The sequence below is a fragment of the Bradyrhizobium sp. BR14999 genome (assembly GCF_056106085.1).
In genome coordinates, this window is sequence record NZ_CM148536.1 from 7012595 (window position 1) to 7034203 (window position 21609).

Consider the following 21609-nt stretch of genomic DNA (forward strand, 5'->3'; position numbering starts at 1 on the left):
AGAGCAGCCCGTGGAGCCTTAAGCGGACGTCCGAATCCATCGGGCATCTGCGTCTTTAGCGTACGCGCCCTAAAAGAGGGTAACAGCCCTACCCCGCCATCACCCCGCCCCGCCGGATCAGTTCCTTGCCGACCGCGGCCAGATGCACCTGGTCCGGCCCGTCGCCGATGCGGATGAAGCGGGCGTAGACGTAAGCGCGGGCGAGGAACGTGTCCTGCGAGACGCCGGCCGCGCCGTGGATCTGAATGGCGCGGTCGATGACGCGGGCGGCCATGCTGGGCACCACGATCTTGGCGGCCGCGATCAGGTCGCGCGCTATCTTGTTGCCGTCACGGTCCATCTTGTCGGCGGCTTGCAGCGTGAGCAGCCGCGCCTGCGCGATCTCGCAGAAGGAGTGCGCGATGTCCTCGCGCACCGAGCCCTGCTCGGCCAGCGGCTTGCCGAAGGCTGTGCGGGAAACCGCGCGCTGGCACATCAATTCCAGCGCACGCTGGGCGCAGCCAATCAGCCGCATGCAATGGTGGATGCGGCCGGGGCCGAGCCGACCTTGCGCGATCTCGAAGCCGCGGCCCTCGCCGAGCAGGATGTTCTCGGCGGGCACACGGACGTTGTCGTAGACGATCTCGGGATGGCCGACCGGCGCGTCATCGTAGCCGTAGGTCAGCATATCGCGGACGATGCGCACGCCGGGCGTTGCCTTCGGCACCAGGATCATGGATTGCTGGCGATGACGATCGGGATGGTCGGGCGCGGTCTTGCCCATCACGATCAGAATCTCGCAATCCTCGTTCATCGCGCCTGACGTGAACCACTTCCGTCCGTTGATGATGTAGTCGCCGCCGTCGCGCCTGATCTCGCACTGAATGTTGGTGGCGTCGCTAGAGGCAACCTGCGGCTCCGTCATCGAGAAGCCGGAGCGGATACGTCCCTCCAAGAGCGGCTTCAGCCAGCGCTCCTGCTGCGCCGGCGTGCCGTAGTTTGCCAGCACCTCCATGTTGCCGACATCAGGGGCCGAGCAGTTGAAAACTTCGGGCGCCCAGAGGATGCGGCCCATGATCTCCTTCACGGGGGCATATTCGAGATTGGTCAGGCTTGAGTTGGGAAGATCTGGGCCGTGCTCGCCGGAGAGAAACAGGTTCCAGAGCCCCTGCTCCCGCGCCAGCCGCTTCAGGTCCTGAAGCACAGGCGGCGTCTTGTAGCGCGCAGCCTCCGGCTTCACCTGCTCGTAATAGAGCTCCTCGACGGGCTCGACATGCGTCCGCATGAATTGGCGGACGCGGTCCTGGAGCTCGAGCGAACGGGGAGTGTGTTGAAAGTCCATGGTGGCCTCCTCTTCCCTTCTCCCCTTGCGGGAGAAGGTGGCATAGGCGGCCTTCGGCCGCCGTCCTTGAGAACGCCGATGCTCCGCATCGGCTATGGCGCCGGATGAGGGGTATCTCTCCTTGCGTCCAAATAAGAGTTGGACCCGCGGAGACATACCCCTCACCCGGCTCGCCGCTTCGCGGCGATCCACCCTCTCCCGCAAGGGGAGAGGGTGCACCGTCTCTGTGGCGTTCGCCACCGCTCACGTGCCGCGCAGCAGCTCGCTTGCCACGACCCAGTCGTTGCCGTCGAACTGGAGCATGTAGCCGTCCTTGATCGGGCGGAAATCCTGCGGCGTGGTGTTGAGGGTGATGCCGGGCATCAGCAGCGACAGCGGCACGTTCTTCATGTGCGATGCCTGCGCCATGATGTTCTCGCGCGTCAGATTGTCCTTGCACTGCTTCAGCAGCACCACCAGCGCCTCGGCGACGGTGTAGCCGTAGAGGCCGGCGACGTTGTTGACGTCGGCATTGGGCAGGCGTTTCTTCATGAAATCGATATAGGCGGACATCGCCGGATCGTCCTTCGGCTGCTCGACGAAAGGCTTGAGCGCGCCGAGCGACAGCACGCCCTTGCCGGCATCGACGCCCGCCGGCACCATCACGGTCGCCTTGTTGGCGCAGCCGGAGGCGAGGAAGCGCGTCGGCTGCCAGCCGACCTCATGGGCCTTGCGGATCGCCTGCGCGCAGGCGCGCGGCGTCACCGAATAGATCATGAAGACATCGGCCTTGGTATTGGCGAGCGTCAGCACCTGGGAATCGACGGTGGGATCGGCGACCTCGAAGCTCGAGGCCATCGCGATCGCCTTGTCGGCATCGGCACCGAGCGCTTCCTTGACGCCGCGCAGATATTCCTTCCCGGCGTCGTCGTTCTGATAGAGCACCGCAAAGCGCGCATTCGGGTTCTTGGCGCGGGCATAGGCGACATCGATCGCGGCTTCGCTGGTGTAGTTCGGCGCCCAGGGCAGCGCCATCGACCAGGGCATGTTGGCGGGATCGTTCCACTTCGAGGCCGAACTGATCAAGAACAGCTGCGGCACCTTGTTGCTGTTCAGGTATTTTGCGATCGCCGAGCTCGGCGCGGTGCCCATGGTCGCGAAGATGAAGGCGACGCCCTCGCCCTCGACCAGCCGCCGCGCCGCTTCCATGGTCTTCGGCGGGGAGAACGCATCATCGAGCGAGACGAGATTGAGCTTGCGTCCGTTGACACCGCCCTTCTCGTTGACTTCGTCGAAATAGGCCGCGATCACCCTGCCGGTGATGCTGAGCGGAGAAGCCGGCCCGCTATAGGGCATGGTGTTGCCGATCTTGATCTCGGTGTCGCTGACGCCGGGACCGTAGGATTTTTGCGCGGCGGCGGGCGTGGACAGACAGGCAGCCAGCGCTGCGGCCAGGACCAAAGCGGCTTTCATGGTTTCTCCCCGATGATGATCGTCCGCGCGAGGCGGGCGCGCGGCGTGCTGCTGCTTGTCAGCGCGCCAGCTCAGCGGAGTTCCGCAAGATGGTCTTGCGTCGAGTTGCTGATGGCCTCTTCCACAGCTAGCGGCGCCGCTTCAAGCTGAAGCCGAGGCTGATCCAGCCGGCCCCCGCCATGATCAGGTCGATGCCGAGGAACAGGCCGAGGATGTAGACGCTGTTCACCGGCCAGCGCGCCACGATCAAGAGGCCGAGCAGCAGCGTGATGGCACCCGACAGCGCTACCCAAACCCAGGGGCTTTCGCGCTTCATGCTGAAAGCGAGAAACAGCCGGACGACGCCCGAGGCGACCAGCGATGCGCCCAGGAACAGCGTCAGCAGGACTGCCGCGAACAGCGGGTTCTCGAAGGTTAGGAAGCCCGCGATGACATAGAGCACGCCGAGCAAGGCCCAGACCAAAAACTTGCCCCAGCTCTTCATCTGAAATGCGCCGATGATCTCGGCCGCGCCGGCGACGATCATCATAGCGCCGACCACGATCACGCTCGCCACCGTCGCCATCACCACGCTGCCGAGCGCGACGAAGCCGGCGACGAGGTAGATGACACCGAGCGCGACGATCCAGCCCCATTTGGCATGCAGCGCCGCGATGCCCGAGCCAAGGCCAAGACGATGGGAGGTATCCGATGCACTTGTCATGACGCCACTCCTGCATGCGAAGCCCGGAGACACTCGCCAGGATAGCACAGGTCGATCCGGGACGACAGCCAGCAGAGCAGCCGCTGACGGCAACAACATTGACGCAAATCAAGATCGAATGCGGCGCGTCAGGCGCGCGACCGCTCCATCTCGAGCTCGGCCTTGAGGTTGTCGAGGTCGCGGTAAATCGAAGCGACCGCCAGCACCCGGCCGCCCCTGCGGTACTTCAGCAGGCAGTCCCTGCCTTCGATGCTGCCGTCGATCGCGATGTCGTCGAAGCTCTCGGCGTGGCCGACATAGTTGATCGGCACGTCGTAGTGCTGGGACCAGAAGAACGGCACGGCATCGAAGCGTTCGCGCCTGCCAAGCATGTTGCGCGCCGCGGTCTGGCCCTGGCGCTCGGCCACCACCCAATGCTCGACGCGGATGGTTTGCCGGGAATGCGGATCGGGCCAGCGCGCGATGTCGCCGGCGGCGAAAATCCCGGACACGCTGGTTTCGAGATATTCGCTCACGCTCACACCGCGATCGGCGGCAAGGCCCGCCTGCTCGGCGAGCGCGAGGCGCGGCTTGACGCCGATGCCGACCACGACGAGATCGGCCTCGATCACCGCGCCGCTCTTCAGCGTCGCGCGCTTGCCATCGAGCTTTTCCACCGTATCCTTCAAGTGGAAGATCACGCCGTTCTCTTCATGCAGTGACCGGACGAAATCGCCCATCTCGGCGCCGAGCACCTTCTGCATCGGCCGCTCTTCCGGCGCGACCACATGGACTTCCAGCTTGCGCGCGCGCAAGGAAGCCGCGACCTCGAGACCAATGAAGCTCGCGCCGATCACGAGCGCGCGTTTTGCGCTGCCCGCCGCCGTGATGATGGCGCGGCTGTCGGCGACGGATCGCAAGGTGTGGACATGCGGCTGGTCGGCTCCGGGGATCTGGAGCTTCACCGGCTCGGCCCCGGTCGCAAGCAGAAGCCGGTCGAACGGCAGCCTGTCACCATTGCCCAGCGTGACGCTGCGAGATTTGGGATCGATCGCAGAAACATTCGTGTTGAGCCTGAGATCGATACCGGCGTCCCGATAGTAATCCTCGGGCCGTAACGGCAGCCAGTCCTCCGGCGCGTTGCCGGCAAGATAGTCTTTGGAGAGGTTCGGCCGGTCGACCGGCATCGCGCCGTCACTGCTCAGCATGGTGATGGCGCCGGCAAAGCCCTCGCGTCGGAGCGTCTCGGCGGCAGCAAAGCCGGCGGCGCCGCCGCCGACGATCACGAATTTCTCCGGCGTCGGCGCGCTGCGGTGTGCTGCCGACGGTTTCGGTGCCTCGCGCTTGCGCCGAACGACGATGTTGTCCCGATCGCGCGTGACCTCCCACACCGCCAGCGCGTTCAGCGCCGGCGGGCGGGTGGCTTCGCCTGTGCGCAGGGAGAAACAGGCGTGATGCCAGGGACAGCGGATCGTGTCGCCGACCACCAGGCCCTCGGCGAGCGGGCCGTGGTAGTGGCTGCAGGCCGGCTCGATCGCAAAGATCTCGCTGCCGGCCTGCACCAGCAGGACGTCTTCCTCGCCGACATGGCCGAGCAATTTGCCGTCCTTGAAATCGGCAGGCGACACGCCCCTGGTCAGATCGGGTCCGCTCGGCTTGTTGTCCTCGGTCATGGCACCGTCTCCTTGGCTCGCGCCGCGTGGCTCACGTGTCCGAATTGGCTAACCCCAACAACTCCTGTCGTGTCAGCGCATTGTCACGGAACACCCCCAGCATGCGACTGGTGACGAGATCGGTCCCGGGCTTGTACGCGCCGCGCGTGGTCATGCAGTGATGCGTCGCCTTGATGATGACGCCGACGCCTTGAGGCTCCAGCACATCGTTGATGGTGTTGGCGATCTGCGCAGTCATCTTCTCCTGGATCTGGAGGCGCTTGGCATAGATGTCCACGACCCGCGCCAGCTTGGAGATGCCGACCACGCGCCCTTGCGGGATATAGGCGACCCAGGCGCGACCGACGATCGGCGCAATATGGTGCTCGCAATGGCTTTCGAAGCGAACCCCGCGCAGGACGATCATCTCGTCATAGCCTTCGATCTCCTCGAAGGTCTTTTGCAGGATTTCGGTCGGATCCAGCGCATAGCCGGAAAAATATTCTTCGAAGGCACGCGTAACCCGATCCGGCGTGTCGCGCAGACCATCGCGCGCGGGATCATCGCCCGCCCAGCGGATCATGGTCCGGACCGCCTGCTCGACCTCCGCCCGATCAGGCCGTTCGCTTGGCCTCTGCGCCACCGCGACACGTTCCAGCTTGCGCACTTGTGACTTCATCTAGATCCTCCCTGCAACGAGCCGCAGCACAGACGCGGCCCCACAGCTTGGACGGCTGCAATCGCAAAAGGTTCCCAGGATCAGGAAAAATCGGAAGGACGACAGACAAGCCAGCCGCGAGACCAGAAACGGGCTCTATGAGGCCGCTATCCGGACGTCGAGCACGACCTGCGCCCATTCGGCCGGCCGCTCCTGCGGCAGATTATGACCGGCATCGGTGAAGACGCGGCGCTCGAAAAATCCCTCGAACTTGCGGGCGTGATGGGCAGTGCCGGGATTGATGCCGTCGCTATCGCCGTCGATCGCAATGGTCGGGACGCGGATCTGCGGCTGGCCCGCAAGCTTCGCCTCGATTGCCGCATAGGCCGGATCGCCTTCCACCAGCGCGTAGCGGTGGCGGTAGGAGTGGATCACGACATCGACGAAATCAGGATTGTCGAAGGACACCGCGCTTTTCTCGAACGTCGCATCGTCGAACGCCCATTTCGGCGACCACATCGCCCAGAGCTGGCGGGCAAAGCCGCGCCGGTTGCGCTCCAGCGCGCGGCGGCCGCGCTCGTTGTGGAAGAGATATTGATACCAGAGCGCGGCCTCCTCCGGCGGCGAGGCCGGCTCCATGGATCGGGCGATGTTCTGGATGTTGTAGGACTCTCCGGAGACGAGACCGATCACGCGCTCCGGATGGAGCGCGGCGACGACGCAGGCCGCGCGCCCGCCCCAGTCATAGCCGCAGACGACCGCGCGCTGGATGCCGAGCGCATCCATGAAGGCCAACAGATCGGCGCCAAGCGCCGCCTGCTCGCCGGAGCGCAGCGTCTCGGCCGCACGAAACCGCGTCGGCCCGTAGCCGCGCAGCCAGGGCACCAGCACCCGTGCGCCGGCTTGTGCGATCAACGGCGCGGTTTCCGCGTAGGCGTTCACATCGTAGGGAAAGCCGTGGCCCATGATGCAGGGCCAGCCATCGGGCGCGCCGTAGTCGAGATAGGCGATGTCGAGGATATCGGTGGTGATGGTTTTTTGTTGCATGATTTGCTCACCGATTGACGCGATGTCGTAGCCACTATGGAGCGCAGCGGAATACGGGATTCGTGGACGCAGGCATCCCGCATTCCGCTTCGCTCCATGCGGGCTACAAGAGACGACGAGCCGATCTATCTCTGCGGACCTGACAGCGAGATGTCGCGTTCGGCGCGGAACACGTTGCTATAGAGATTGGCGATCCACTGCCGGCCGATTTCGGTCTTGTTGAGATAGCCGATCTCGGTCTGGATATGCGGTGCGACGCTGTTCCAGTAGAACTGCGGATAGCGGTTGACGATGTCGGCGGGCGAGTCGTAGCCGAGCTGGCGGTTGATGCCGACCTCTTCGAACTCGTAATAGAGCGCGTTGGCCTTGCGCAGATAGTTGGGATCGCCGAGCTGGCCGATGAAATCGGCGGCGCGCAGGATCGAGGCTTCGTCGTCGTACTCCTGGCCCTCGCGGGCCGGAAAGCGCGTGCCCTCGATGGCGCGGGCGATGCGGTCAGGGTCGACTCCAGGAATATGTCGCAGCCGGCGCGTCACATAAAGCTTCGACCGATCGACGTGATACATCATCAAGCTGGCGTCAGATGCACCGCGCGGCAGGGAGATCTTGGTGTCGGCCGCATCGATCACGAATCCGTCGCCATCATCCTCCTCGAACAGGCCTCGCACATAGCCGATGTCGTGGGCGAGGCAGGCGACCAGGACATGGACGTAATCTTCGGCCGACAGATGGGTATGAAGACTTCGGCCGCTGAGGATCGCCTGGGCTGCCAGCGTCACCAGCATCGTATGCTCGATATTGTGGTAGAGCGCATCGCTGTTGCCGATGCATTCCATCGCGGTGCGCGTGGCGCTCTCGACGATACTGGCAGACGTCTCATCGTACCGGCGGCGCATGAACCTACCGAGCAACTTCTCCAGGGTCTCGGCCGCCAGTCGCGGTAACGTCATCATGGATGCAGCCCCGTCTGTCGATGGTATTCCACGCCAACTCCCGACGTTTCATTCTTGTCCTCGGCGCACCAGTCAGCATAGCCCATCTTGGGCCGAGGGACCAAATCCCGGAACGAGAACGCGAAAATATATTGCAGTTGCGCTCCGCCATATCGCGGTTGCAGCGATGGGGCGACACATCCTAGAGGGGCCGGCGTCCAGACAAGATTGCGGTTATTCGACCGGCAGCACGTCGACGGCGACGCCGAGCTTCTGTTTCGGCGAGCCGACGATGACGCCGTCGACAGGCGAGACGTCGGAAAAGTCGCGTCCGACCGCGAGCACGATGTGGTCGTTGGCGATCAGGAGATCGTTGGTCGGATCGAAATCGACCCAGCCGAGCTCAGCCCCGCACCACAGCGACACCCAGGCGTGGGTGGCATCCGCCCCTTGCAGGCGCGGCTGGCCCGGCGGCGGAATGGTACGTAAGTAGCCGCTGACATAGGCCGCGGGCAGACCGAGCCCGCGCAGCCCTGCGATCATCACATGGGCAAAATCCTGGCAAACGCCGTGACGCTTATCGAAGACCTCGCCGAGCGGCGTCGAAATTACCGTCGCCTTGGGATCGTAGCGAAATTCGCTGCGGATGCGATGCATGAGATCGACCACGCCTTTGAGGATGCCCGCGCCGGGCGCAAAGCTCACCGCCGCATAGGCGCTGACCGGACGCAGCACCGGCACCAGTGGGCTCGCAAAGACATAGCCGACCGGCGAGGACGGCCCGAGGCTCGTCGCCTCGAAGGCCACGTCGCGAATGGTCTCCCAGGGAGGGCTAGCGGCATCGCGCGCCGGCGGCTGTCGCGAGACGGACACACGCGAACGTGAATCGATCCTTAAGTTGCGGTGCGCAGCTTCGATCACCACGCTCTCGGTGAGCGTGCCGAAGAAATCGCGGCGGACATTGCGCTCGGCCGGACGCGGACGGATCTCCACGCTGTGCGAGATCAGCTCCTGGCCATTGCCGCTTCTCGGCTCCAGCCGCAGCGTGCAGCGGGCGAAGTTGACCGGATTCTCATATTCGTAAGTCGTGACGTGGCGGATGTCGTAGATCACGCCAGCCCCGTCAGCTTTTCCGGCCGGCCGGCATTGGGGCCGTGCGGGAAGTAATGCTGCCCGAACGCCTCGGCGAGGCTGAGCAGATCCTGCTCCAGCGCAAACAGCATCTTGACCTCGAGCTTCTCGGCCTCCGCGGTCGCAAGCATCGCCTGCATCGCCACCGCAAGCCGCTGCGGCTGCTCGATCAGGCCGTGCTCCTTCAGGCTTGGCAGCGCGGCGATGTGCTCGTTCAGCGTCGTCACCTGGAACGCCACCGAACGCGGATTGTAGGGATCGAGCACGGCGAGGTCGCGCACCGGCGCCAGGATCGGCGCCAGCAGATAGCGCGAGCGATAGGTGATCTGGCAATCCACCAGCGTCAGCAGGATATCGAGATCCTCGTCGCCGGCCTCGTCATAGGCAAATTGGCGCGTGAAGCGCGTGGTGTTGATGGCGCGCTCGACGCGGCGGCCAACGTCGAGGAAGCGCCAGCCGGCGGCGCGGTTCATGTTCTCCTGCGCGAGGCCTGCGAAGCTCGCAAGCTCCTGCAAGGTCAGCTCGGCCGCGCTCAAGACGCTGTCGTCGTCCTCGACTTCGTAGGCGAGCCGCTCGGTCATCTCGGTGATGACCTGCCAGGCATCGGGCGACAGGCGCTCGCGCAACGAGGTCGCGGTGCGCTGGGCCGCGCGGACCAGCGACAATGCCGAGCCGAAACGCGCCTCGCTCTGCAACGCTTCGGCGACGATAGGTCCGGGCGCCGCGCGCGAGGTCTGCGAGATCGCGCCCCAGGCCACCAGCAGGCGCTGGATGCGTTCGGCCGATTGCAGCGAGGCCGCGGTGCCCTTGTTGGGCCCGCTCGGCGAGCCCAGCGCGCGCACCAGGCGCAGCGTCGCCTCGGCGCGTTCCAGATAACGGCCGAGCCAGAACAGATTGTCGGCGGCGCGGCTCGGCAGCACGCCGGCGATGCGGCGGATGCGCACCTTGTCGGTCGCCGGCAGCAGCGTCGCGGTCGGGACCTGCTTGTCCGAGACGACCCAGACGTCGGCGGCGCGGGCGCCGTCGCCCATCGACACCGCGCGCGCATCGGGCTGCTCGGCGATCCGGCAGAAGCCGCCGGGCATGATCACCCAGCCGTCGGGCGTGGCGGCGGCGAACACGCGCAGCACGAAGGGCCGCGGCGTGAGCTGCCCGTGCTCCCACACCGGCATGGTCGAAAGCCGCACCACCTCCTGGCCGACATAGTCCATGCCGCGCGCGGTGATGGCATCGATCAGGCGCTGGCGGTCGCTCGCATCCAACTCGCTCGCGAGCACCGGCCCCGTGCTGTCGAAGCCGGGAACGCCGCGCCGGTAGGCGCCCTCGATCGCGACCTCGTCGAGCCGCGCCAGCACCTCATCGCGCGCCGCGCGCTGGCCGCACCACCAGGTGGCGATGTGCGGCATCTTCAGCTCCTCGCCGAGCAGGCGGCGGCTCAGCGCCGGCAGGAAGCCGAGCAGCGCCCGCGCTTCCGGCACGCCCGAGCCCGGCATGTTGGCGACGACGACGCCGTCCTTGCGCAGCACGTCGATCAGGCCGGGAACTCCTAACCGCGAGGAGGCATCAAGCTCGAGCGGATCGAGCGAGTTGGAATCGACCCGGCGGAGCAGCACGTCGAGCCGCTTCAGGCCAGCGACGGTGCGGATGTGGATACGGCCGTCGCTGACGGCGAGATCGTCGCCCTCGACCAGGAGGAAGCCGAGATAGCGCGCCAGCGTCGCGTGCTCGAAATAGGTTTCGCTGAAACTACCCGGGGTGAGCACGCCGATGCGCGGCTCGTCGCGGTCGGCGCGCGCGCGCAGAGAGTCGCGAAACGCCTCGAAGAACGGCGCGACGCGCGGCACGTTCATCGACTTGTAGAGGTCGGAGAAAGCGCGCGAGAGCACCAGGCGGTTCTCCAGCGCGTAGCCCGCGCCCGAGGGCGCCTGGGTGCGGTCGCCGAGCACCCACCAGCGGCCGTCGGGCCCGCGGCCGACATCGGCGGCGTAGATCGAGAGATAGCGCCCGCCGGGCGGCGGCACGCCGCAGAGGGGACGGAGATATTCGGGACTGCCGGCGATCGCGGCCGCCGGCAGCGCGCCCTCGGCGACGAGACGGCCTGCGCCATAGATGTCGCGCAGCACGAGCTCGAGCAGCTCGGCGCGCTGGATGATGCCGGCGGACAGCTGCTGCCAGTCGGCCTCGTCGATCAAGAGCGGCAGATGGCTGATCGACCACGGCCGGTCGGCACTATCGCCTGGGGCACGATAGGTGACGCCGGCCTCGCGGAGATGGCGGTCGGCCATGCCGAAGCGACGCTCGACCTCGTCCGGCGCGAGCGCGCCGAAGGCGTCGAAGAAGCGGCTCCAGACCGCGCGCGGGGCGCCGTCGGGTCCCAGGAACTCGTCGGGAATGCCGGGCAGGCGGCTATAGTCGCGGACCCATTGCGCCAGGCGGCGCTGGCCGTCACGCTGACCTTGCGCCCTGCCCGCTTGGTCGTCCTGTTCGGCTGCGCCCTCGCCCATGCGCCTCTCCCTGCCCCACCATCATACTCATTGCAGGAGCGGGGTCCGCAAGTCGAGGGTCAGCGGAAACTCATTTGTGCGTTCCTCCGGCGGCGGCTGGACCGGGCCCGGCGTATGGCCGTGGTCCTGGAAGCGCGCCAGCCGCCGCGCCTCGGCCTCATAGGTGTTGACCGGCTTGGTGTCGTAGTTGCGCCCGCCGGGATGGGCGACGTGATAGACGCAGCCGCCGAGCGAGCGGCCGTTCCAGGTGTCGATCAGGTCGAAGGTCAGGGGTGCGTGGACCGGAATGGTCGGGTGCAGGCCGGAGGCCGGCTGCCAGGCCTTGAAGCGGACGCCGGCCACGGCTTCAGTCGAGCGGCCGGTCGATGTCATCGGCAGCCGGCGGCCGTTGCAGGTGACGATGTGGCGGCCCTCGATGAATCCCTCGGCCTTGACCTGAAGCCGCTCGACCGACGAGTCCACATAGCGCACCGTGCCGCCGGCCGAGCCCTCCTCGCCGAGCACGTGCCAAGGCTCCAGCGCCTGCCGCAACTCCAGCGTGACGCCGCCATGATGGACGCGGCCGAAGGCGGGGAAGCGGAATTCGAGCTGGGCCAGATACCATTCCGGCTCGAAGGGATAACCGAACTGCTTCAGCTCGGTGAGCACGTCCTGAAAATCCTCCCAGATGAAATGCGGCAGCATGAAGCGGTCATGCAGCGCGGTGCCCCAGCGCACGAACTTGCCGGCCTGCGGCTCGCGCCAGAATTTTGCGATCAGCGCGCGGATCAGGAGCTGCTGCGCCAGCGACATGCGCGGATCGGGCGGCATTTCGAGCGCGCGGAATTCGACGAGGCCGAGGCGGCCGGTGGGGCCTTCCGGCGAATAGAGCTTGTCGATGCAGATCTCGGCGCGGTGGGTGTTGCCGGTGATGTCGACGAGCAGATGCCGGAACAGCCGGTCCACCAGCCACAGCGGCGTCTGGGTGCCCGGCGGCGGTACATGCGAGAGCGCGATCTCGAGCTCGTAGATGCTGTCGTGCCTGGCTTCGTCGATGCGCGGCGCCTGGCTGGTCGGGCCGATGAACAGGCCGGAGAAGAAATAGGACAGCGCCGGATGGCGTTGCCAATACAGCACGAGGCTCTTCAAGAGATCGGGCCGCCGCAGGAACGGCGAATCCTGCGGTGAGGAGCCGCCGACCACGACGTGATTGCCGCCGCCGGTGCCGGTGTGGCGGCCGTCGACCAGGAAGCGGTTGGCGCCCAGCCGCACCTTCGCAGCATCGTCGTAGAGACCGGTGGTGATCTCGACCGCATCGCGCCAGCTCTTCGCCGGCTGGATGTTGATCTCGACGACACCGGGATCGGGCGTCACCTTGATCACCTCGATGCGCGGATCGAACGGCGGCGGGTAGCCTTCGACATGGACCTGGAGCTGCATCTCCTCGGCGGTGTCTTCCAGCGCCGAGATCAATTCGAGATAGTCTTCGATGCGCTCGACCGGCGGCATGAAGGCGCAGAGCACACCGTCGCGGATTTCCACGGCCATCGCGGTACGCACGGGAATCGCCGTGTTGAGATGCTCGGGGGCGGTCCGCGGCGGCGATGGCGGTCGCGCCATGCGGGTGAACACCGGCAGTCTGTCCCGCGGCTCCATCGGGTCCTGCTCGACGATGTAGGGATATTGGTTCGGCGGGACGTAGCCGAGCGAGCCCATCGGCAGGCGCAGGCCCAAAGGTGAATCACCCGGCGACAGGAACAGGTGATTGCGCCGGAGCGGCCAGCGCTCGCTGCGCCAGCGCGGCGGCGCATTCCAACGCTGGATCGGCAGTACGAAGCCGCGCGGCGTGGTAAGGCCTTGGTCGAACACGCGCGCCATCCGCGCGCGCGCTTCGGGATCGGACAATTTGGAATCGGTGGGGTCGACGTTGATTGGAAGCTCGGCTTCCTTCTGCAGCCAATAGGCGGGGTCCTCATAGGCCGGCATGATGTAGCCGAGATCGAGCCCGAGCCGCGCGGCGGTGCCTTCCATGAAGGCTTCGGCGTCTCTCACTTCCGGGCGCGTGGGATTCTCGATCCTGGCGATGAGATCGGCGTTCTTCCAGATCGACACGCCGTCCTTGCGCCAGTACAGACCAAAGGCCCAGCGCGGCAGGCTCTCGCCCGGATACCATTTGCCCTGGCCGTAATGCAGCAGCCCGCCCGGCGCAAAGCGCGTGCGCAGGCGGCGGATCAAATCGTCGGCGAGCACGCGCTTGGTGGGGCCGACGGCTTCCGTATTCCACTCGCCTGCCTCGAGATCGTCTACCGAGACGAAGGTCGGCTCGCCGCCCATGGTGAGCCGCACGTCCTGCGCGGCGAGGTCACCGTCGACCTCCTCGCCGAGATCGTTGAGCCGCGTCCAGGCTTCGTCGGAGAAAGGCTTTGTGATGCGCGGCGCCTCGCGGATGCGCTTCACGCTCATGTCGAAAGCGAATTCGACCTCGGCAAAGCCGGCGCCGCCGGAGATCGGCGCGGCCGAGCGATAGTGCGGCGTCGCCGCAACCGGGATGTGCCCCTCGCCTGCGAGCATGCCGGAGGTCGCGTCAAAACCGATCCAGCCCGCGCCCGGCAGGTAAACCTCGGCCCAGGCGTGCAGATCGGTGAAGTCGTTCTCCACCTCCGGCGGTCCCTCGATCGGATCGATGTCAGGACGGATCTGAATGAGATAGCCGGAGACGAAGCGCGCGGCGAGCCCGAGATGGCGCAGCGTCTGGATCAAGAGCCAGGCGGAGTCGCGGCACGAGCCGGCGCCGGAGGCGAGCGTCTCCTCCGGCGTCTGCACGCCCGGCTCCATGCGGATAATGTAGCGGATCTTCTTCTGCAGCTCGCGATTGAGCTCGACCAGGAAGTTGACGGTGTTCGGCGCTTCGTGCGGGATCGTATCGAGATATTTCGCAAACAGGCGATCGGGTTTGATGGTCTCGAGATACGGCGCAAGCTCCGTCTTCAGGTCCTTCGGATAGTCGAACGGAAAACTGTCGGCATAGGGCTCGACGAAGAAGTCGAACGGATTGACCACGGTCATCTGCGTCGTGAAATTGACCTCGAATTTCAGCTCGGTCGTCTTCTCCGGAAAGACATAGCGGGCGAGCCAGTTGCCTTGCGGATCCTGCTGCCAGTTCACGAAATGATTGGATGGTGTGACCTTGAGCGAATAGCTCAGGATCGGTGTGCGCGTATGCGGCGCCGGGCGCAGGCGGATGGTCTGCGGGCCGAGATCGATCGGGCGGTCGTATTGGTAGTGCGTGACGTGGTGTAATGCGACGTAGATCGACACGGGGTGCGGTGCTCCGGCAGCTTTTTTGAGCAGAACACCTGATGTCAATGCGATCAAGCACTAACAACGGGCAGACCGTGCCTAGGTAAGGTGCGGAGCGAGTGTTTGTGGGGCGCTATTCGGTACGTCGGCGGCGCCTTCCCTTCTCCCCTTGTGGGAGAAGGTGGCGCGAAGCGCCGGATGAGGGGTATGTCTCCGCTCGCAAGGCCGTTCGTGAGGATAGAAACCCCTCACCCGTCTCGCCGCTTTGCGGCGAGCCACCCTCTCCCACAAGGGGAGAGGGAAAGAGAGCACGTCCTCTTCGAAAATCCCTACGCCGCCGACATCAGCCGCTGCAGGAACTGCGTCACCTCGCGCCGGAGCGTCTCGACCTCGCCATGGACGCGTTCGGAGGCACTGTTGACGCGGCTCGCGACGCGGCCGGTATCGGCGGCGGCTTCGTTGATGCCGGTGACGTTGGAGGACACCTGCGTCGTGCTGGACGAGGCCTCCTGGACGTTGCGGGCGATCTCGCGCGTCGCGGCACCCTGCTGCTCGATCGAAGCAGCAATGCTGGCGGTGATCCCGTCGATCTCTGCGATAGTTTGCGCAATCGCCTCGACCGCCGCGACCGAGTTGGTCGTCGATTGCTGCATCTCGCCGACCTTGGCGCTGATCTCCTCGGTCGCCTTCGCAGTCTGGTTGGCGAGGCTTTTCACCTCGGACGCCACCACCGCGAAGCCGCGGCCGGCTTCGCCCGCCCGCGCCGCCTCGATCGTGGCGTTGAGCGCCAAGAGGTTGGTCTGCTCGGCGATCTCGCTGATCAGCTTGACGACGTCGCCGATCCGCAGCGCCGCGTCCGCGAGCGTGCGGATCTCGCTGCCGGCGCGATTGGCTTCGTTCACCGCCCGCCCCGTGCTCGTGGTCGAGCCGGCCACTTGGCGGCTGATCTCGGCGATCGAGGACGCGAGCTGTTCCGCTGCGCTCGCCACCGTCGCGACGTTGTTCGAGGCTTGGTCGGACGCGCTGCGCATCCCGGACGTCTGGCGGCTGGTCGTCTCGGCCGCCGCGGCCATCTGGCCGGCGTCGGCCTCGAGATCGGTCGCGGCGCTCATCAGGCCGCCGGCGACCTGGTCGAGATGCGTACCGAACTGCTTTGCGAGCTCTGAGATCTCTACGACGCGGCGGCCGAGGCTGTCGGTGCCGGAATTGATCACGGAAGCCGAACGGCGGAACGAGCCGGGCAATCCGCGCGCCAGGATCTTGCGAAAATGCTTGCCGCGGCTCGCATAGTCCATCGACGCCGAAGCTTCGCGGACGAAGGCATCGGTGACGTCGAGCATGTCGTTGACCGATTTCTGAATCATTCCGATGCGGCCGGGTTGCCGATCGCCGAACGCGCGCGCCTCGAGGTCGCCATGGGCGGCCTTGCGGCACACCTCCGCGGCTTCATCGATCGCGGCCAGCGAACGGCGCTGATTCCAGAGCGTGTAGCCGAGCAGCAGCACGATGGCGCCGAGCAGCGCAGCGGCCGGAGCAGCGGTCAATGCGCCCGCGATCGACGATGCGAGGGCAACGACGGCGAGCAGGCAGGCAAGGCCAGCAGCGGCTTGCGCCTTAGAGAGAGAGCACAAATTCATCGTAGGCGACACCGTTTTGCTTGAGCAGGCCGACCATCATCTCGAAGCTCGCGCGCATGCCGTTCTTGGCATTGGCGTGGCGCGCCTCTTCGGCGCACAGCGCCTTGTAGATCGGCTTGATGCGCTCGATCTGCGCAGGATCGGGTTTGCGGCGGTTGGAGTGGTAGCCGATGATATTGCCGCGATCGTCCAGCGTCGGGGTGACGTGAGCAAACACCCAATAATGGCTGCCGTCTTTGGCGAGATTGACGACGTAGGCGAAGATTTCCTGCTTGGCCTCGAGTGTATCCCACAACAGCTTGAAGACGCAGCGCGGCATGTCGGGGTGGCGGATCAGACTATGGGGAGCGCCCATCAGCTCGGCATAGCTGTACTTCGCCATGCGGATGAAAATGTCGTTGGCGTAGGTGATGCGGCCCTTGAGATCAGTCTTCGATACGATCAGCTCCTCCTCCCCGAGGAGATTTTCCACGCCGGTCGGCCGTATCGCACGCGTCATCGTTGACGAATCCTCACGAAGGGCGAATGCCCCGAGTGAGTGGAGCTCGCATTTCTCCAGAACTACGGCGAGAGATGTTAATCAGGCGTGACCACGGGAACCCGCGCGATCACTTGACGCCTCCGTATCATTACCTAGGTGCGTCGCCGTGCAGTGTTTAGCTACCGCCGGCGCACGATGATGGGATTACATCGTCGCCCCTAGCACCCACGGCGCGAACTCGGCGCCGCCGAAATCGAAGCTTTCGCTCTTGGTCGGCTGTCCCGAGGCGGTCTTGAGAATGAGTTCGAAGATGCGCTGGCCGCAACTCTCGACGCTCTCCTCGCCTTCGAGGATGGTGCCGCAATTGACGTCCATGTCCTCTTCCATGCGCTTGTACATGGGCGTGTTGGTGGCGAGCTTGATCGATGGCGCCGGCTTGCAGCCGAACACGCTGCCGCGGCCCGTGGTGAAGCAGACGAGATTGGCGCCGCCTGCCACTTGGCCAGTCGCTGCGACCGGATCGTAGCCGGGCGTGTCCATGAAGACGAAACCCTTCTTGGTGACGGGCTCGGCGTAGCGCAGCACCTCGACGAGATTGGTGGTGCCGGCCTTCGCCATCGCGCCGAGCGACTTTTCCAGGATGGTGGTGAGGCCGCCGGCCTTGTTGCCGGGGCTTGGATTGGCGTTCATCTCCGCGCCTTCGCGCTCGGTGTACGCGTCCCACCAGCGCATGAGATCGACCAGCTTCTCGCCGACCTCGCGGCTGACGGCGCGGCGCGTGAGCAGATGCTCGGCGCCGTAGGTCTCGGGCGTCTCCGAGAGGATCACGGTGCCGCCGTGACGAACGATGAGATCGCTGGCAGCACCGAGCGCGGGATTGGCGGATACGCCGGAATAGCCGTCCGAGCCGCCGCATTGCAGGGCCACGGTGAGCTCGCTTGCCGGTACCGTTTCGCGCTTGACCTTGTTGGCATCACCGAGCGCCTCGCGCACGAAGGCGATGCCCGCCTCCACCGTCTTGCGGGTACCGCCGACCTCCTGGATGTCCATCGCGCGCAAGCGGCCGGCGAGCTTCTGTTCTTCCATCAGGCCGCCGATCTGGTTCACCTCGCAGCCGAGGCCCAGCACGATGACGTGAGAGAAATTGACGTGCCGCGCATAGCCGCCGAGCGTGCGGCGCAGCAGCGCCAGAGGCTCGTTCTGCGTCATGCCACAGCCGGTCTTGTGGGTCAGCGCGACCACGCCATCGACATTGGGGAAGTCAGCGAGCGGGTTGTCGCCGGTGAAGGGATTCTTCTTGAAGACGTCGGCGACGAGGCTAGCGACATGCGCGCTGCAATTCACCGAGGTGAGGATGCCGATATAGTTGCGCGTGGCGACGCGGCCATCGGGGCGGCGGATGCCCTCGAAGGTCGCGGGCAGGTCGAAGTTCGGCGTCGGCTTGACGTCGGCACAATAGGCATAGTCCTTGGCGAAATCGCCCATGCCGCAGTTTTGCGTGTGCACGTGCTGGCCCGGCGCGATGGCTTGGGTGGCAAAGCCGATGATCTGGCCGTAGCGTTTGACCGGTTCGCCCAACGCGATCGGCTTGATCGCGACCTTATGGCCGGAGGGAATGCGGTCGACCGTGGTCACGCCGTCGGCGACCACCGTTCCGGGCGGCAGGCTCGCGCGCGCGATCACCACGCCATCATCGGGATGCAGGCGGATGACGGGGCTGATGGTCATGGGTATCTCCTTCGGTCTTACTTCACCTCTCCCCGCTCTTGCGGGGAGAGGTCGGATCGCGTTTGGCGATGCGAAGCATCGTCCAATGCGATCCGGGTGAGGGGCGAGCTGCGCGCTCGATCGTTAGATTAGTCCGTGTTGAGAGAGGCCCCTCACCCTAACCCTCTCCCCGTAAGAACGGGGAGAGGGAAAGGAGAGAGATCAGGCCTTGCCGCCCGACTCCTTGCGGGTCGCATTCACCTGCATCTTGGCGTAGGTCGTCATCAGGCCGACCTCGTTCGAGAGCGTCACCAGCTTGAAGCCCATGTTGATGGCGCGCGCTGCGCCTTCGGCGCCGCTGCAATGGATGCCCGGGTTGAGGCCGCGCTTGCCGCACTCCTTGATGATCTTCTCGTAGATCGCGAGGATCTCCGGCTCGCTGCGGTCGAGCTTGGGCTCGAGGCCGTAGGAGAAGCCGAGATCGGACGGGCCGATATAGACGCCGTCGATGCCTTCGACGTCGAGGATCGCTTCCATGTTCTCGACCGCGGTCCTCGTCTCCATCATCGGCAGCAGCACGATCTCGTCGTTGGCCGTCTTCTGGTAGGAGCCCGCGGTGCCGTACATGCCGGCGCGGATCGGACCGTTGGAGCGAACGCCCTTCGGCGGATACTTCGAATACGAGACGAGGTTCCTGGCTTCCTGCGGCGTGTTGACCATGGGGCAGATCACGCCATAGGCGCCGCCGTCGAGCACCTTGCCGATGATGCCGGGCTCGTTCCAGGGCACGCGGACCATCGGCGTGATCGGATGCTTGTCCATGGCCTGGAAGCACTGGACCATCGACAGATAGTCCTGCACGCCGTGCTGCATGTCGACGGTGACGCTGTCGAAGCCGCATTGCGCGATCATCTCGGCCGAGAAGCCGGAGGGAATCGCGAGCCACGCGTTGACCACGGCCTTGCCCGACTTCCAGATCTCTTTGACTTTGTTCGTCACGTTGCCTTCCTTCTTTGTTGTTTGGACCGTCGTCACCATGACGAGTGCCGCGACAAGGCGATGCCGTTATTACCGCGAACTCGATCGCCGCGCTACGCTCGCGATAACGCAAGATGTCATCCGACAAGAGGGGCGCCATCCGTCCCGGCGCCGACTTTCCAGCGATCGGCTTGGGGGCACTTTGAGCGAAAAAACGCGGCTATGTCCATGGCTGTTGCCGCGCGCTCGCGCATATCTGCTTTCACTCCTCGGCACTTGCCTCATCGCCGGCGCCGAGGCTTGCAAGACTCTGCTCGAGCTCGCCGAGCATGTCCTGCAACTCGGCGAGCTTGCGCGCGCCAAAGCGTCGCGTGATCTCGGTATAGATCGCCTCCGACGTCGGCGCCACGGAGGCCATCAGCTTCACGCCCTCTTTCGAGATCGAGACCATGCTGCGGCGCTGGTCCGCCTTCGCGGTCTTGCGCTCGATCAGATTGCGGGCCTCGAGGTCGCGCAGGATGCGTGACAGGCTCGGCCCGAGCAGGAACGCCGTGCGCGCGAGTTCCGTGACCTCGACCGTCTCGATAGCTGCGAGCGCGCGCAGGATGCGCCATTGCTGCTCGGTCAAGCCGTGCTCGCGCAGCGAAGGGCGGAATTGCCGCATCACCGCCTCCCGCGCCCGTAGCAATGACATCGGCAGCGAGCGCGAGAAGTCGCGCATCGGCACCTGCCGCGCGGCAGGCGCGCTTCCGTTGGCGGGATCAGCGGATTTCTTCGTCATGACGCCCTTTCAAGCCGCAAAATGTTTGCAGTGCAGCAAGCCCGATTTGTGTTTGACGCATTCACTTAACATGTTAAGCATCTCCGGGCACCACGATTTGTAAGATCACAAATGGCGCTTTCCAACGACGATATCCAAGCTTGCGCGAGGCGTCTGCACCAGGCGGAGAAGACCCGCACGCAGATCCGGCAGCTCTCGCAGGATTTCCCTGACATCACCATCGCTGACGCTTACGCGATTCAGAAGGCTTGGGTCGACCTCAAGACCGCCGAGGGGCGCGTCGTCAAGGGCCACAAGATCGGCCTGACCTCGAAGGCGATGCAGAGCGCACTCAATATCGACGAGCCGGATTCCGGCGTGCTGCTCGACGACATGTTCTTTGCTGACGGCGGCCTCGTACCGACCGAGCGCTTCATCGCGACGCGCGTCGAGGCCGAGCTCGCCTTCGTCATGAGCAAGCGCCTTTCAGGACCCGACTGCACGATGTTCGACGCGCTCAACGCCACCGACTTCGTGGTGCCGGCGCTGGAGATTTTGGACACGCGCATCGAGCGCATCGATGCCAAGACCAAGGCGACGCGAAAGATTTTCGACACCATCGCCGACAATGCGGCCAATGCCGGCATCGTGCTCGGTGGACGCCCGATCCGGCCGCTGGAGGCCGATTTGCGTTGGATCGGCGCGCTCTGCTTCAAGAACGGCCAGCTCGAGGAAACCGGCCTTGCCGCCGGCGTGCTCAACCATCCCGCAACTGCGGTGGCCTGGCTCGCCAACAAGATCGCGCCACTTGGGCTAGCGCTGGAGCCCGGACAGGTGGTGCTCGCCGGCTCCTTCATCCGTCCGATCGAGACCCGCAAGGGCGACACAATTCAGGCCGACTATGGCGCCTACGGCTCGGTCAGCTGCTACTTCGCTTAGGCGAACAAGAAGACAGGGAGTGAAACCGCGATGCCGCATTTCACGATCGAATATTCGGCCAATCTCGATGGCCACCTCGACATGGGCCTGGTATGCGAAATCGTGCGCAAGGCGGCGGTCGAGACCGGCATCTTCCCGCTCGGCGGCATCCGCGTTCGCGCGATCAGGTGCGAGCATTACGCGATCGCGGACGCGCGGCAGGAGTACGGCTTCCTCGACATGGTGCTGCGCATCGGCGAGGGCCGCGATCTCAAGACGCGTCAGAAAGCCGGCGAGCACGTCTTCCAGGCGCTCTCAAGACATCTCGATCCCGTCTTCGCGGCCAGCAAGTTTGCCTTGTCGTTCGACATGCAGATCAACGACAAGGAAACGAGCTGGAAGCGCAACAACATCCATGACGCCCTGAAAGCGGGGGCGCAGCCCGGCTGACGTTCCCATTCCCTGCCCTG

Annotated in this window: 17 protein-coding genes; 2 read left to right on the forward strand and 15 right to left on the reverse strand. The window is 65.2% G+C overall.

What is annotated here, in order from left to right:
• Positions 1-88: 88 nt before the first annotated feature.
• The 15 genes from ACR9YP_RS32795 to hpaR form a co-directional block, all read right to left on the reverse strand.
• Positions 89-1321, reverse strand: a complete 1233-nt coding sequence (locus ACR9YP_RS32795) for an acyl-CoA dehydrogenase family protein (protein ID WP_438109885.1) — start codon at positions 1319-1321, stop codon at positions 89-91.
• Between the two features lie 243 nt (positions 1322-1564).
• The gene (locus ACR9YP_RS32800; protein ID WP_438109887.1) at positions 1565-2773 is read right to left on the reverse strand and encodes an ABC transporter substrate-binding protein; all 1209 of its coding nucleotides are present in this window, start codon (positions 2771-2773) and stop codon (positions 1565-1567) included.
• Between the two features lie 127 nt (positions 2774-2900).
• Complete coding sequence (locus ACR9YP_RS32805; protein WP_128939008.1) at positions 2901-3476, reverse strand: HdeD family acid-resistance protein; 576 nt, start codon at positions 3474-3476, stop codon at positions 2901-2903.
• 128 nt (positions 3477-3604) lie between these two features.
• Complete coding sequence (locus ACR9YP_RS32810; protein WP_438109889.1) at positions 3605-5128, reverse strand: FAD-dependent oxidoreductase; 1524 nt, start codon at positions 5126-5128, stop codon at positions 3605-3607.
• A gap of 31 nt (positions 5129-5159) precedes the next feature.
• Positions 5160-5786, reverse strand: a complete 627-nt coding sequence (folE, locus tag ACR9YP_RS32815) for a GTP cyclohydrolase I FolE (protein ID WP_370985202.1) — start codon at positions 5784-5786, stop codon at positions 5160-5162.
• A 135-nt stretch (positions 5787-5921) separates the two neighbouring features.
• Positions 5922-6812 carry an alpha/beta fold hydrolase gene (locus tag ACR9YP_RS32820; RefSeq protein ID WP_474217863.1) on the reverse strand — a complete coding sequence of 297 codons (891 nt, stop codon included), beginning with the start codon at positions 6810-6812 and terminating at the stop codon, positions 5922-5924.
• A gap of 125 nt (positions 6813-6937) precedes the next feature.
• Positions 6938-7765, reverse strand: coding sequence for an HD domain-containing protein (locus ACR9YP_RS32825; RefSeq protein WP_130211834.1), 828 nt, complete (start codon positions 7763-7765; stop codon positions 6938-6940).
• Between the two features lie 213 nt (positions 7766-7978).
• Complete coding sequence (locus tag ACR9YP_RS32830; protein ID WP_438109891.1) at positions 7979-8857, reverse strand: transglutaminase family protein; 879 nt, start codon at positions 8855-8857, stop codon at positions 7979-7981.
• On the reverse strand, positions 8854-11379 hold the full coding sequence (locus ACR9YP_RS32835) for a circularly permuted type 2 ATP-grasp protein (protein WP_474217864.1): 2526 nt from the start codon (positions 11377-11379) through the stop codon (positions 8854-8856). Before ACR9YP_RS32835 ends, ACR9YP_RS32830 begins: the two co-directional genes overlap by 4 nt.
• 27 nt (positions 11380-11406) lie before the next feature.
• Positions 11407-14676: a transglutaminase family protein gene (locus ACR9YP_RS32840; protein WP_474217865.1), complete on the reverse strand. Its 3270-nt coding sequence runs from the start codon at positions 14674-14676 to the stop codon at positions 11407-11409.
• Between the two features lie 311 nt (positions 14677-14987).
• Positions 14988-16295 carry a methyl-accepting chemotaxis protein gene (locus ACR9YP_RS32845; protein ID WP_438109894.1) on the reverse strand — a complete coding sequence of 436 codons (1308 nt, stop codon included), beginning with the start codon at positions 16293-16295 and terminating at the stop codon, positions 14988-14990.
• On the reverse strand, positions 16273-16794 hold the full coding sequence (locus ACR9YP_RS32850) for a PAS domain-containing protein (RefSeq protein WP_438109896.1): 522 nt from the start codon (positions 16792-16794) through the stop codon (positions 16273-16275). The genes ACR9YP_RS32845 and ACR9YP_RS32850 overlap by 23 nt, the downstream gene beginning before the upstream one ends.
• A gap of 186 nt (positions 16795-16980) precedes the next feature.
• On the reverse strand, positions 16981-18504 hold the full coding sequence (locus ACR9YP_RS32855; protein WP_091897425.1) for a UxaA family hydrolase: 1524 nt from the start codon (positions 18502-18504) through the stop codon (positions 16981-16983).
• 201 nt (positions 18505-18705) lie between these two features.
• On the reverse strand, positions 18706-19482 hold the full coding sequence (locus tag ACR9YP_RS32860; protein WP_438109898.1) for an HpcH/HpaI aldolase family protein: 777 nt from the start codon (positions 19480-19482) through the stop codon (positions 18706-18708).
• A 241-nt stretch (positions 19483-19723) separates the two neighbouring features.
• Positions 19724-20242, reverse strand: coding sequence for a homoprotocatechuate degradation operon regulator HpaR (hpaR, locus tag ACR9YP_RS32865; RefSeq protein WP_438109900.1), 519 nt, complete (start codon positions 20240-20242; stop codon positions 19724-19726).
• A 111-nt stretch (positions 20243-20353) separates the two neighbouring features.
• On the opposite strand from hpaR, the gene hpaH reads away from it, so the two are divergent.
• Together hpaH and ACR9YP_RS32875 are read left to right on the forward strand one after the other, a co-directional pair.
• Positions 20354-21160 (forward strand): 2-oxo-hept-4-ene-1,7-dioate hydratase, encoded by an 807-nt coding sequence (gene hpaH / locus ACR9YP_RS32870; RefSeq protein ID WP_438109902.1) that lies wholly within the window; start codon positions 20354-20356, stop codon positions 21158-21160.
• Between the two features lie 30 nt (positions 21161-21190).
• Positions 21191-21589, forward strand: a complete 399-nt coding sequence (locus ACR9YP_RS32875; RefSeq protein ID WP_438109904.1) for a 5-carboxymethyl-2-hydroxymuconate Delta-isomerase — start codon at positions 21191-21193, stop codon at positions 21587-21589.
• The last annotated feature ends 20 nt before the right edge of the window (positions 21590-21609 follow it).

Coding starts and splice junctions, on each gene's coding strand:
- ACR9YP_RS32795 (WP_438109885.1), bottom strand. CDS start 1,321: ATGGACTTTCAACACACTCCCCGTTCGCTCGAGCTCCAGGACCGCGTC.
- ACR9YP_RS32800 (WP_438109887.1), bottom strand. CDS start 2,773: ATGAAAGCCGCTTTGGTCCTGGCCGCAGCGCTGGCTGCCTGTCTGTCC.
- ACR9YP_RS32805 (WP_128939008.1), bottom strand. CDS start 3,476: ATGACAAGTGCATCGGATACCTCCCATCGTCTTGGCCTTGGCTCGGGC.
- ACR9YP_RS32810 (WP_438109889.1), bottom strand. CDS start 5,128: ATGACCGAGGACAACAAGCCGAGCGGACCCGATCTGACCAGGGGCGTG.
- folE (WP_370985202.1), bottom strand. CDS start 5,786: ATGAAGTCACAAGTGCGCAAGCTGGAACGTGTCGCGGTGGCGCAGAGG.
- ACR9YP_RS32820 (WP_474217863.1), bottom strand. CDS start 6,812: ATGCAACAAAAAACCATCACCACCGATATCCTCGACATCGCCTATCTC.
- ACR9YP_RS32825 (WP_130211834.1), bottom strand. CDS start 7,765: ATGATGACGTTACCGCGACTGGCGGCCGAGACCCTGGAGAAGTTGCTC.
- ACR9YP_RS32835 (WP_474217864.1), bottom strand. CDS start 11,379: ATGGGCGAGGGCGCAGCCGAACAGGACGACCAAGCGGGCAGGGCGCAA.
- ACR9YP_RS32845 (WP_438109894.1), bottom strand. CDS start 16,295: ATGAATTTGTGCTCTCTCTCTAAGGCGCAAGCCGCTGCTGGCCTTGCC.
- ACR9YP_RS32850 (WP_438109896.1), bottom strand. CDS start 16,794: ATGACGCGTGCGATACGGCCGACCGGCGTGGAAAATCTCCTCGGGGAG.
- ACR9YP_RS32855 (WP_091897425.1), bottom strand. CDS start 18,504: ATGACCATCAGCCCCGTCATCCGCCTGCATCCCGATGATGGCGTGGTG.
- hpaR (WP_438109900.1), bottom strand. CDS start 20,242: ATGACGAAGAAATCCGCTGATCCCGCCAACGGAAGCGCGCCTGCCGCG.
- hpaH (WP_438109902.1), top strand. CDS start 20,354: ATGGCGCTTTCCAACGACGATATCCAAGCTTGCGCGAGGCGTCTGCAC.
- ACR9YP_RS32875 (WP_438109904.1), top strand. CDS start 21,191: ATGCCGCATTTCACGATCGAATATTCGGCCAATCTCGATGGCCACCTC.